This is a genomic window from Microbulbifer mixtoriginis (SeqCode) (assembly GCF_052467515.1).
Window position 1 is genome coordinate 362,173 of record NZ_CP174314.1, and the last position, 14,016, is coordinate 376,188.

Here is a 14,016-nt window from a genome sequence, read left to right on the forward strand (position 1 = left end):
GCGGGCTTGGTTGGGCCTGGGTTTATTGGGCGCCCAATGACCAGAGAAACCTGCCGTGAGGTAACTGTTACCTCTACGCCTTCTACTATAAATTATCCGACTTTTGATAGTGATGGCTCATATTCCATTAGTTGGTCATCAAGTTCTGCAGCTAACCGCTATGAGCTATATCGCAGTATAAATGGGGGTTCTTGGAGTAGAATTTATAATTCATCTGGCACCAAGTTTAATGAAACTGGTAAATCCAATGGAAGCTACCGATATCGCGTAAGAGCCTGTACATCCGATATGTGCAGTGATTATAAGACCGGTGGGACCCTCAAAGTAGAAAAAACCCCATCAACCCCTTCCTCTATCACTGTTCCCAGTTATACCTCCTCTAGCAGCGTTAACATCAGCTGGGCTGCCAGCAGCGGGGCTACTCGCTACGAGGTACAACAGCGCAAGGATAACGGCAATTGGTCCGGCAATATTTATTCTGGTTCATCCACCAGTACAACGGTTTCTTCCCTGAGCCATGGTAGTACTTACCGCTTTAGAGTGCGGGCCTGTAATAGCACTTGCTCTGGCTATCGAGAAAGTAAAGATTTAGAAGTCTATTTCCGTCCTGGCGTACCAACACCTAAATTAAATACCACCACCAGCCTCGATGGTAAATATACTGTCAGCTGGAATACCAAGCAGTTTGCCACCAGTTATCAGTTGGTCGATGGCAGTGGCTCCACTCTGTACAATGGTTCTGGTTTAAGTAAGAGTTTCTCTGGTGTTAGCAATGGCTCTTATAGCTATAAGGTTCGCGCTTGTAATGCCAAGGGCACCTGCTCCGACTACTCCTCGTTAGTAACAGTTAAAGTCGATCGAGCCGTTGGTGTGCCCGTAGCCTCAGCTTCGCCAACCAACAGCTGGGATGGCAAGGTCAAGCTTAGCTGGAGCGAAGTTAAAAAAGGCGGTCTTACCGTTGAATATCAAGTGGTAGACAGTGCAAATAAGCAGCTTTATCGCGGCACTGCACGCAGCTATCAGCTGAGTAACTTGCAAGACGGGCGCCACTGCTACCGGGTGCGTGCACTGACCTCAACAGATCAGTCCAACTATTCACCGGAAGCCTGTGCCACCGTAGATTTACTACAAGCGCCAGCAGCGCCGAGCTATATCACTGTGCCTTCCTCTACCGGTGAAGCTTATACTGTGAGCTGGCCATCAGTTGCCGAAACTGATAGTTATCTGCTGCAGCAACGTATGAATAATGGCAGCTGGAAAACCGTGTATAACGGTGCTGGCAATAGCTATAAATACAATGCCTCTCCATTAGTATTCGGTACGCACGATTATCGTGTACAGGCCGCGAACAAAGCGGGCTCTTCCGACTTTAGTAATACCTTCACGGTAACGATGGAGCTGGATCCCACGGTACAGATTCGCAAGCAGCTGTACTACAACGAAGCCGATCAGGTACCTGCGGCCCAGGAAAATCCTGCCCAGGGTATTTTCTCCCGGGATAGAGCGGCCTTCCGCTACCTGGACCTGATGTATATCGTTGATACCAACACCAATACGGTGATTAACCCTTATGCCAGTGGTGAAGCCACGGTTGAATTTTCCAGCCTGTATGACACTGCCGAGCGTAACCGCGCTACAGAGGTAGAAGCGTTTATTTTTGAGCAGCTCACTCATCATCCCAACAATGAAAACCTGCAACGTTTCACGCTGGATGTTTACTACGATCGCGCGGTAGCGGAAATGATCCTGGCTAATGAAGCCCTGGATAATGCCCGTATTAGCCGCCTGCGTAACGAAGCGGTAGAGGTCGAAGTTGGCCATATAGAAACTGCACACCAGTTGTTGAAGGATGCCCTGGAGCAGTACAACTCCCTGCTGACCTATGCACCGGAGTTTTTAGCACAATGGGGTCCCTCCCGTGGTCAAATTAGCCCCCGCTACTACGACCCCAATGACCTGGCACAAAAAGATGTAACCCCAGCAGAATTACTATTCACCGGTTACAAAGATGTCACCATGCTCTATCAGCTGATGAGCAAATTGGCTTCTACTAAAGTGCAGCAAGCGCGTCTGGCCGTCGTTGCCGGACAGACCAATACCACCCTGCTGGCACAAATGGTTGACGAGATGAATACGCTGCGCAGTGAGTTGATTGCTAAAGAGCAATCATTGCGTGCGATCTTCCCGAATACCGACTTTACCCAGGTGCAAGGTTTCTCTGGTCTGCCCGAAGCGGTGTATGCATGGCAAACCCATCTCAGTGATTTGGAAAACTCCGTGAGCTGGCTCACGGGCGAAACCAATATTCTGGGCCTGCCACAGGACTCAGTGCTGCTGGTACAGGGTTACGGTATCGATGGCAACACCGTGTTTGATTCCTTCAATGCACTGAGTGACTTCCTCGGTAATGACAGCAGTGGCCCTATTGCCACCGCACAGAATAGTCTCGCCGCCGCAAAAACCAGCTACGAGAACTACCGCCACAGTGCCGACAAGCTGGCCACGGAATATACCGACCGCCACCAGCAGTTGGGCAACTGGCTGTACAGCCTGTTGGGCTTGGAGTTCCCAAGTAACTGCTTTAGCAAAGACTGCATTATTGTTGAAGAGTCTGCACAGCAAGGTAGTGAAATTGCGTTGCAGGCAAACAATATCGATATCGCGCAAATCGCATTGAGCAACAACCTGCAGCGTATGGAAGACCTGCTGAGTGCGATTGAAATTGAAATCGAGCGACGTGCGGAGGAGGAAGGTATCGTCGACGGCATGTCGAAGATCATCCTGGATTACGGCTCCAAGCAGGAATCCATTTCTAAGCAAATCACCAAGATTCGTAAAGAAGCGGAGAAATCCAGAAAACGCGATGGCTTCCTGAAAGTAGTGGGTGGTGCAATTAAAGCCTACTACACCGGAGATACAAGCACGCTAGAGCAAGGTATCGATCAGGTGGTTTCTAGTCATATCAATCTCAAGAGCATTAAAGATATTGGCAAGCTAGAAGCAATGAGTATTCGCTTGGGTGCAGAAGAGCGAGCGAAGCTGAATGACAGCAGCAATAAATTGTTGGATGTAGAAAGCCGAGCGCGCGTGCGCACCATGTGGCTGGAGGCAAATACCATCGCGCTGGATATTGCCCAAGCGGAAGCTACGGTTGAGCAAGAAGTAGAACGTTTAGTCGGCATGCTGAATCAGGCACAGCGGGTTATGAACCAAATGTTCACTACTAATGCCAATCTGGCTGAACGTTATTTTGCTGACCCGATCCATGCCAGCCGCCTGACTACGGAAATGTTGCGTGCAGAGCGTCACTTTGAGGAAGCGCAGAAGTGGTTGTTCTACGCGGCCAGTGCGCTGGAATACAAGTGGCAAGAATCATTTGTGGGTTCAGTGACTGGCTCCAGAAAGGAAGATATTTTCCACGTGCGTAATGCCCAGGAACTGAGGGATTTCTATAGTGAAATGTTGTCCTTCGATCAGTTGCGCAATCTCAGTGGCACTCAGCAGGCGACGGATACCTTCTCGCTGAAAGATGATGTGTTTGGCTATGTAGATGATATCAACGGTATTGCACAGACCTACCAACATCCAGACCCTGCCCAACAAGGTGGTCCTCGTTTAAGTCCGCAGCAAGCACTGCAGGAAAAGCTGCGCCTGTTATCGCGTAAATACGGCAGTGATACCTGGGTAACCGTGGAATTTAGTACTGTGAAAGAATTACCGCGCAGTAACTTCTTCCTGGGGCCAGTTATTGCAGACAATAACGATCTGAGTTGTTTAGCTGCAGGTGGATCTTACCTGGATAAAATTGAGACTATTGGGCTCAATATCCCCCTTGCATTTAGCGTTAGTGGTGAAACCGAAACTCCAGCCTACCTAACTTATGGCGGTACCAGCTTTTTACGTAGTAAAACACCAGGAACTCTGGTGGAGAGTGAGGATGGCGTCGGTATTCAGGATGAGTTTATTACCCATAGCACTCGATTCTGGGATACTGTTGATGGAGCCAACTTGGCTTTCCGTAATAGTTATCGGGTTCCTATGGCCGCTAATTTAGATGTACTTAATAGTGGTGCAGGTTCTAGTTCTACGGTGACTAATGTATTTAAAGAACGTAGTGTCGCCGCCACTGGCTGGCGCTTGTCGCTCAAGCTGGCAGATCGCTATGGCTCACTGGTAGACCTCAATGCGGTTAAAGATGTTGAATTGATCTTTAATCACCGCTTCAAATCAAGAAATATAGATAACTGTGGTGGCGATGATGGCCCTGGTCCATTGTTGCTACTACGTAAGCCTGTAGTTCATTAATCTCATAAATAGGTGCATCTCACATTGTGTGAGGTGCATCGTTAATAATCTTAACCTTCTTGTGCTTAAGTTTTTGTGCATATTTCGTTGTGCTTGTTAGGTTATTTTATGAATAGAGTATTTAATATTTAGCATGATAAAGATATTCAAATTGACAGGCTCACTATTTGCTGTTGGGTTTGTGTCTTTTGGTTTTTTGCCACAAAACGCACAGGCTGGATGTATAAAGGATGGTGAGCATTCTCTAGGGGTGAGAAATACTGTTTACGACTGCAGGGTAGACTTGCCAGCTAGCTTCACACTCAGCTATTCGAACCGCAAGGCTACTTTAGCCTGGAAGGAGTATTCTCTATCGAGCGGAGAAATAAGAAATGAAGATAATTCCATTGTTCAAAGAGTTAGCGGAAAGGAGACCGTTTTAGATCACTATCCGCCTTTAACTGGTTCTCGTGTTGTTAATTTAACAGCCAATGGTACTTATTCCTTTTGTTTTAAGGCAGAAGGAGTTATGGGGTTAGATGGGAATGGATTTGTAGGACGTCCATTTACTAGGGAGACCTGTCGTGAGGTAACTGTTACCTCTACGCCTTCTACTATAAATTATCCAACTTTTGATAGTGATGGCTCATATTCCATTAGTTGGTCATCAAGTTCTGCAGCCAGTCGTTATGAGCTTGAGCGCAGTATAAATGGGGGTTCTTGGAGTAGAATTTATAATTCATCTGGCACCCAGTTTAATGAAACTGGTAAATCCAATGGAAGCTACCGATATCGCGTAAGAGCCTGTACATCCAATATGTGCAGTGATTATAAAACCGGTGGGACCCTCAAAGTAGAGAAAACGCCATCAACTCCATCCTCTATCACTGTTCCCAGTTATACCTCCTCTAGCAGCGTTAGCATCAGCTGGGCTGCCAGCAGTGGGGCTACTCGCTACGAGGTACAACAGCGCAAGGATAACGGCAATTGGTCCGGCAATATTTATTCTGGTTCATCTACCAGTACAACGGTTTCTTCCCTGAGCCATGGTAGTACTTACCGCTTTAGAGTGCGGGCCTGTAATAGCACTTGCTCTGGCTATCGAGAAAGTAAAGATTTAGAAGTCTATTTCCGTCCTGGCGTACCAACACCTAAATTAAATACCACCACCAGCCTCGATGGTAAATATACTGTCAGCTGGAATACCAAGCAGTTTGCCACCAGTTATCAGTTGGTCGATGGCAGTGGCTCCACTCTGTACAATGGTTCTGGTTTAAGTAAGAGTTTCTCTGGTGTTAGCAATGGCTCTTATAGCTATAAGGTTCGCGCTTGTAATGCCAAGGGCACTTGCTCCAACTACTCCTCGTTAGTAACAGTTAAAGTCGATCGCGCTGTTGGTGTGCCCGTAGCCTCAGCTTCGCCAACCAACAGCTGGGATGGCAAGGTCAAGCTTAGCTGGAGCGAAGTTAAAAAAGGCGGTCTTACCGTTGAATATCAAGTGGTAGACAGTGCAAATAAGCAGCTTTATCGCGGCACTGCACGCAGCTACCAGCTGAGTAACTTGCAGGATGGTCGCCACTGCTACCGGGTACGTGCACTGACCTCAACAGATCAGTCCAACTATTCACCGGAAGCTTGCGCCACCGTAGCGTTGCTGAAGCCACCTGTAGCGCCTAGTTATATCACTGTACCTTCCTCTACTGGCGAAGCTTATACCGTGAGCTGGCCATCAGTTGCCGAAACTGATAGTTATCTGCTGCAGCAACGTATGAATAATGGCAGCTGGAAAACCGTGTATAACGGTGCTGGCAACAGCTATAAATACAATGCCTCTCCATTAGTATTCGGTACGCACGATTATCGTGTACAGGCCGCGAACAAAGCGGGCTCTTCCGACTTTAGTAATACCTTCACGGTAACGATGGAGCTGGATCCCACGGTACAGATTCGCAAGCAGCTGTACTACAACGAAGCCGATCAGGTACCTGCGGCCCAGGAAAATCCTGCCCAGGGTATTTTCTCCCGGGATAGGGCGGCCTTCCGCTACCTGGACCTGATGTATATCGTTGATACCAACACCAATACGGTGATTAATCCTTATGCCAGTGGTGAAGCCACGGTTGAGTTTTCCAGCCTGTATGACACTGCCGAGCGTAACCGCGCTACAGAGGTAGAAGCGTTTATTTTTGAGCAGCTCACTCATCATCCCAACAATGAAAACCTGCAACGTTTCACGCTGGATGTTTACTACGATCGCGCGGTAGCAGAAATGATCCTGGCTAATGAAGCCCTGGATAATGCCCGTATTAGCCGCCTGCGTAACGAAGCGGTAGAGGTCGAAGTTGGCCATATAGAAACTGCACACCAGTTGTTGAAGGATGCCCTGGAGCAGTACAACTCCCTGCTGACCTATGCACCGGAGTTTTTAGCACAATGGGGTCCCTCCCGTGGTCAAATTAGCCCCCGCTACTACGACCCCAATGACCTGGCACAAAAAGATGTAACCCCAGCAGAATTACTGTTCACCGGTTACAAAGATGTCACCATGCTCTATCAGCTGATGAGCAAATTGGCTTCTACTAAAGTGCAGCAAGCGCGTCTGGCCGTCGTTGCCGGACAGACCAATACCACCCTGCTGGCACAAATGGTTGACGAGATGAATACGCTGCGCAGTGAGTTGATTGCTAAAGAGCAATCATTGCGTGCGATCTTCCCGAATACCGACTTTACCCAGGTGCAAGGTTTCTCTGGTCTGCCCGAAGCGGTGTATGCATGGCAAACCCATCTCAGCGATTTGGAAAACTCCGTGAGCTGGCTCACGGGCGAAACCAATATTCTGGGCCTGCCACAGGACTCAGTGTTGCTGGTACAGGGTTACGGTATCGATGGCAACACCGTGTTTGATTCCTTCAATGCACTGAGTGACTTCCTCGGTAATGACAGCAGTGGCCCTATTGCCACCGCACAGAATAGTCTCGCCGCCGCAAAAACCAGCTACGAGAACTACCGCCACAGTGCCGACAAGCTGGCCACGGAATATACCGACCGCCACCAGCAGTTGGGCAACTGGCTGTACAGCCTGTTGGGCTTGGAGTTCCCAAGTAACTGCTTTAGCAAAGACTGCATTATTGTTGAAGAGTCTGCACAGCAAGGTAGTGAAATTGCGTTGCAGGCAAACAATATCGATATCGCGCAAATCGCATTGAGCAACAACCTGCAGCGTATGGAAGACCTGCTGAGTGCGATTGAAATTGAAATCGAGCGACGTGCGGAGGAGGAAGGTATCGTCGACGGCATGTCGAAGATCATCCTGGATTACGGCTCCAAGCAGGTTTCAATTAAGCAGCAGATTGCCAAAATTCGTAAAAAGGCGGAACAGTCTAGAAAGCGGGGTAGCCTGTTTAAAGGGATTGTGAAGTCGGTAGCAGCTATCGTGAGTCAAAATTGGGCTCAACTAGCGCAAACGGTAAAAGAAACCGCAGAAACCGTTGCTGAGCACAACCGCAATATAAAAACGATTAAAGATATTGGTAAATTGGAGGCAGAGAGCGCCCGCCTAGCGGCGGAAGAACGCGCGACCTTAAATGACAGCTCAAATAGACTACTGGGTGTGGAGAGTAAGGCTCGCGTGCGCACTATGTGGCTGGAAGCAAATACCATTGCGCTGGATATTGCCCAAGCGGAAGCTACAGTTGAGCAGGAAGTGGAACGTTTGACCGGCATGCTGAATCAGGCACAACGGGTTATGAACCAGATGTTCACTACTAATGCCAATCTGGCTGAGCGTTATTTTGCCGACCCGATCCATGCCAGCCGCCTGACGACTGAAGTACTGCGTGCGGAGCGTTACTTTGAAGAAGCACAGAAGTGGTTGTTCTACGCGGCCAGTGCCCTGGAATACAAGTGGCAAGAATCTTTTGTGGGATCAGTCACTGGCTTCAGAAAGGAAAGTATTTTCCGTTTGCGCAATGCCCAGGAACTGAGGGATTTTTATAGTGAAATGTTGTCTTTTGATCAGTTACGTAATCTCAGTGGCACTCAACAGGCGACGGATACCTTCTCTCTAAAGGACGATGTGTTTGGCTATGTGGATAATATCAATGGTATTGCACAGACCTACGTTCATCCGGATCCTGCCCAACAAGGTGGCCCGCGCTTAAGCCCGCAGCAAGCCTTGCAGGAAAAGTTGCGCCTGTTGTCGCGTACTTATGGAAGCGATACTTGGGTAACCGTGGAATTTAGTACTGTGAAAGAATTACCGCGCAGTAACTTCTTCCTGGGGCCGGTTATTGCAGGTAATAATGATCTGAGTTGTTTAGCTGCAGGTGGGTCTTATCTGGATAAAATTGAGACTATTGGGCTCAATATTCCCTTACTGCACAGTGTCAGTGCTGAAACAGAAACTCCGGCCTACCTAACCTATGGTGGTACTAGCTTCCTGCGCAGTAAAACGCCGGGAACCTTGATGGAGAGTGCGGATAGTGTAGGTATCCAGAATGAATTTATTACCCATACCCCGCGTTTCTGGGATACCGTTGATGGAGCAAATCTATCATTCCGCAACAGTTTTCGAGTGCCAATGGCTGCAAATCTCGATGTATTTAATAGCGGTGCAGCTTCCGTTTCTACAGTGACCAGTGCGTTTAAAGAGCACAGTGTTGCCGCCAGTGGTTGGCGCTTATCTTTCAAGTTGGCAGATCGTTATGGCTCATTAGTAGATCTCAATGCCGTTAAGGATGTTGAGTTGATCTTCAATCATCGCTTCAAGTCGAGAAATATAGATACTTGTGGTGACGATGATGATACTGGTCCTTTACTGCTACTACGTGAGCCAACAGTACAATAGTTTCATTGTTAGTACTATTTCATTAACAGTCTAATAAATTGACAATTCAGTCGCGTTTTAGTGCTTGGATTGTCTTTTATTAGATTAATAATGGTTGCTTTTCATATTTCAATATGGATGAAAATTAAAATATTTATATGAAAAATTATTTACTAAAAAGCACTGGCTTGGTAACTGCATCAATTGCAGTTGCATTTATGGCTGGTTTCTCAGAACAGGCTTTGGCAGCATGTAAACCTGAACCAGCTGAGCCAGGGACAGTCCCATTTGAATATTGTACGGTTGATTTACCTCAATATTTCAATCTCAGCTACTCAAACCAAAAAGTGACTTTGAGCTGGAAGGAATACTCCCTTTCATCTGGAGAGATAAGGAGGGAAAGTAATACAATTAAGCAAACTAGAAATGGGGTTACAACAGTTCTAGATAGTAACCCCGCAGCAACGGGTTCCCGTGTTGTCAGTTTGACAACTGGTGTTAACTACAAATTTTGCTACGAGGCATTTGGTCCTACAGGATATTTTTCAACAAAAAAAATGGCGAAATCGGCGAGAAATTCGATATGTCATTCGGCAGCAGTAACGACAATACCTGGAGCTATAAATTATCCGACTTTTGATAGCGATGGTTCATATTCCATTAGTTGGTCATCAAGTTCTGCAGCCAGTCGTTATGAACTTGAGCGCAGTATAAATGGGGGTTCTTGGAGTAGAATTTATAATTCATCTGGCACCAAGTTTAATGAAACTGGTAAATCCAATGGAAGCTACCGATATCGGGTAAGGGCCTGTACATCCAATATGTGCAGTGGTTTCAAAACCGGTGGGACCCTCAAGGTAGAAAAGACCCCGCCAACTCCATCCTCTATCAGCGTTCCCAGTTATACCTCCTCTAGCAGCGTTAACATCAGCTGGTCTGCCAGCAGCACCGCTACGCGCTATGAGCTGCAACAGCGCAGGAATAATGGCAGTTGGTCAGGTGTTTATTCAGGCCCTGCTACCAGTAAAACGGTTTCCTTCTTGGTTCATGGCAGTACCTATCGATACAGAGTGCGCGCCTGTAATACCACGTGCTCCGGCTATGTGGAAAGTGGCGACCTGCAAGTTTATATTCGTCCAGGCGTACCGTCGCCAAAATTAAATCCGGGCACCAGCCTCGATGGTAAATATGAGCTTAGTTGGGACGCTGAGCAGTTTGCCACCAGCTACCAGGTTGTAGATGGCAATGGCTCCTCTGTTTACAATGGTTCTGGCCTGAGCAAGAGTTTTACTGACATTAGCAATGGTACCTACAGCTACAAGGTGCGCGCTTGTAATGTTAAAGGCACCTGCTCCGTTTACTCTCCACCGGTCAACGTTATAGTGGATCGTGTTGTTGGTATACCGGTGCTGTCTGCAGCACCCACTAGTAGCTGGGATGGCAAAGTAAAATTAAGCTGGACAGAAATTGATAAAGGCGGTCTTACCGTTGAATATCAAGTGGTAGACAGTGCAAATAAGCAGCTTTACCGCGGCACCGCACGCAGCTACCAGCTTAGCAATTTGCAAGACGGGCGCCACTGCTACCGGGTACGCGCACTGACTTCAACAGATCAGTCCAATTACTCGCCAGAAGCCTGTGCCACCGTAGATTTGCTACATCCACCAGCAGCGCCGAGCTATATCACTTTGCCTTCTTCTACCGGTGAAGCTTATACCGTGAGCTGGCCATCAGTTGCCGAAACTGATAGCTATCTGCTGCAGCAACGTATTAATAATGGCAGCTGGCAGACTGTGTATAACGGCTCTGGCAATACCTATAAATACAATGCTTCTTCATTGGTATTCGGTACCCACGATTATCGTGTACAAGCGGTCAACAAGGCGGGCTCCTCCGACTTTAGTGATATCTTTACGGTCACCATGGAGCTGGATCCCACAGTACAAATCCGCAAGCAGCTGTACTACAACGAAGCCGATCAAGTACCGCCAGCGCAGGAAAATCCTGCCCAGGGTATTTTCTCCCGGGATAGAGCGGCCTTCCGCTACCTGGACCTGATGTATATCGTTGATACCAACACCAATACGGTGATTAACCCTTATGCCAGTGGTGAAGCCACGGTTGAATTTTCCAGCCTGTATGACACTGCCGAGCGTAACCGCGCTACAGAGGTAGAAGCGTTTATTTTTGAGCAGCTCACTCATCATCCCAACAATGAAAACCTGCAACGTTTCACGCTGGATGTTTACTACGATCGCGCGGTAGCGGAAATGATCCTGGCTAATGAAGCCCTGGATAATGCCCGTATTAGCCGCCTGCGTAACGAAGCGGTAGAGGTCGAAGTTGGCCATATAGAAACTGCACACCAGTTGTTGAAGGATGCCCTGGAGCAGTACAACTCCCTGCTGACCTATGCACCGGAGTTTTTAGCACAATGGGGTCCCTCCCGTGGTCAAATTAGCCCCCGCTACTACGACCCCAACGACCTGGCACAAAAAGATGTAACCCCAGCAGAATTACTGTTCACCGGTTACAAAGATGTCACCATGCTCTATCAGCTGATGAGCAAATTGGCTTCTACTAAAGTGCAGCAAGCGCGTCTGGCCGTCGTTGCCGGACAGACCAATACCACCCTGCTGGCACAAATGGTTGACGAGATGAATACGCTGCGCAGTGAGTTGATTGCTAAAGAGCAATCATTGCGTGCGATCTTCCCGAATACCGACTTTACCCAGGTGCAAGGTTTCTCTGGTCTGCCCGAAGCGGTGTATGCATGGCAAACCCATCTCAGCGATTTGGAAAACTCCGTGAGCTGGCTCACGGGCGAAACCAATATTCTGGGCCTGCCACAGGACTCAGTGTTGCTGGTACAGGGTTACGGTATCGATGGCAACACCGTGTTTGATTCCTTCAATGCACTGAGTGACTTCCTCGGTAATGACAGCAGTGGCCCTATTGCCACCGCACAGAATAGTCTCGCCGCCGCAAAAACCAGCTACGAGAACTACCGCCACAGTGCCGACAAGCTGGCCACGGAATATACCGACCGCCACCAGCAGTTGGGCAACTGGTTGTACAGCCTGTTGGGCCTGGAGTTCCCGAGCAACTGCTTTAGCGAAGACTGCATTATTGTGGAAGAGTCTGCGCAGCAAGGTAGTGAAATTGCGTTGCAGGCAAATAATATTGAACTTGCACAAATTGCACTGAGCAACAACCTGCAGCGTATGGAAGACCTGCTGAGTGCGATTGAAATCGAAATCGAGCGACGTGCGGAGGAAGAGGGTATCGTCGACGGTATGTCGAAGATCATCCTGGATTATGGCTCCAAGCAGGAATCCATTTCTAAGCAAATCACTAAGATTCGTAAAGAAGCGGAGAAATCCAGAAAACGCGATGGTTTCCTGAAAGTAATAGGCGGTGCGATACAGGCATACTATTCAGGGGGAACAAATACAGGTCTACTTGAACAGGGTACTAGCCAGGTAATTTCAAGTCATATCAATCTCAGGAGTATTAAAGAAATTGGTAAGCTTGAGGCAATCAGTATTCGCTTGGGTGCAGAAGAGCGAGCTGAATTAAATGACAGCAGCAATAAACTGTTGGATGTCGAAAGCCGTGCCCGCGTGCGCACTATGTGGCTGGAGGCAAATACCATTGCACTGGATATTGCCCAAGCGGAAGCCACGGTTGAGCAAGAAGTTGAACGTTTAGTCGGCATGCTGAATCAGGCACAGCGAGTTATGAACCAGATGTTCACTACTAATGCCAATCTGGCTAAGCGTTATTTTGCTGACCCGATCCATGCCAGTCGCCTGACTACGGAAATGTTGCGTGCAGAGCGTCACTTTGAGGAAGCGCAGAAGTGGTTGTTCTACGCGGCAAGTGCCCTGGAATACAAGTGGCAGGAATCTTTTATTGGTTCGATCACGGGTTCCAGGAAGGAAGATATTTTCCGCTTGCGCAATACTGAGGAGTTGAGGGATTTCTATAGTGAAATGCTGGCTTTTGATCAGTTAGGTAGCCTTAACGGAACTCAGCAAGCGACGGATACTTTTTCTTTGAAAGATGATGTATTTGGTTATGTAGATGATATCAACGGTATTGCACAGACCTACGTCCATCCGGATCCGGCTCAACAAGGCGGTCCGCGCTTAAGCCCGCAGCAAGCCTTGCAAGAAAAGCTGCGCCTGTTGTCGCGTAAATACGGCAGTGATACCTGGGTAACTGTGGAATTTAGTACTGTGAAAGAATTACCGCGCAGTAACTTCTTCCTGGGGCCGGTTATTGCCGACAACGGCGATTTGTCTTGCTTGGCAACCGGCGGTAATTACCTGGATAAAATTGAAACCGTTGGGCTTAATATTCCTCTGCTACACAGTGTCAGTGGTGAAACAGAAACTCCGGCCTACCTAACCTATGGTGGCACTAGCTTCCTGCGCAGCAAAACTCCGGGAACCCTGGTAGAAAATGCGGACGGTGTTGGTATTCAGGACGAATTTATCACCCATACACCTCGATTCTGGGATACTACTGATAGAACTAATCTGGCCTTCCGCAGTAGCTACCGTGTATCCATGACCGCGAACTTGGATGTGTTTAATAGTGGCACAGGTTCCAGCTCTTCAATGACTAGCGTCTTTAAGGAGCGGAGTGTTGCCGCGACGGGTTGGCGTTTGTCAATTAAATTGGCAGACCGCTTTGGTTCGCTGGTGGATCTCAACGCGGTTAAAGATGTTGAGCTGATCTTTAACCATCGTTTCAAATCGAGAAATATAGATACCTGTGATGACGATGGCGATACTGGCCCATTGTTACTACTGCGCGAGCCGGTAGTCCATTAACTCTCTTTTTTAATGCCTAATAATTAGAGTATTAATTCGGCAACCCAGCAGTAATCATACTGCTGG

General features: G+C 48.1%; 3 protein-coding genes. All 3 read left to right on the forward strand.

The window, feature by feature from the left end; genetic code table 11:
• Positions 1 to 36: 36 nt before the first annotated feature.
• A complete protein-coding gene (locus ACJJIT_RS01535; protein WP_444899731.1) occupies positions 37 to 4,305 on the forward strand; it encodes a fibronectin type III domain-containing protein in 4,269 nt (1,422 codons plus the stop codon).
• A 508-nt stretch (positions 4,306 to 4,813) separates the two neighbouring features.
• Positions 4,814 to 9,130, forward strand: a complete 4,317-nt coding sequence (locus tag ACJJIT_RS01540) for a fibronectin type III domain-containing protein (protein WP_444899732.1) — start codon at positions 4,814 to 4,816, stop codon at positions 9,128 to 9,130.
• A gap of 536 nt (positions 9,131 to 9,666) precedes the next feature.
• Entirely contained in the window at positions 9,667 to 13,950 is a 4,284-nt protein-coding gene (locus ACJJIT_RS01545; RefSeq protein WP_444899733.1) for a hypothetical protein, read from the forward strand.
• The last annotated feature ends 66 nt before the right edge of the window (positions 13,951 to 14,016 follow it).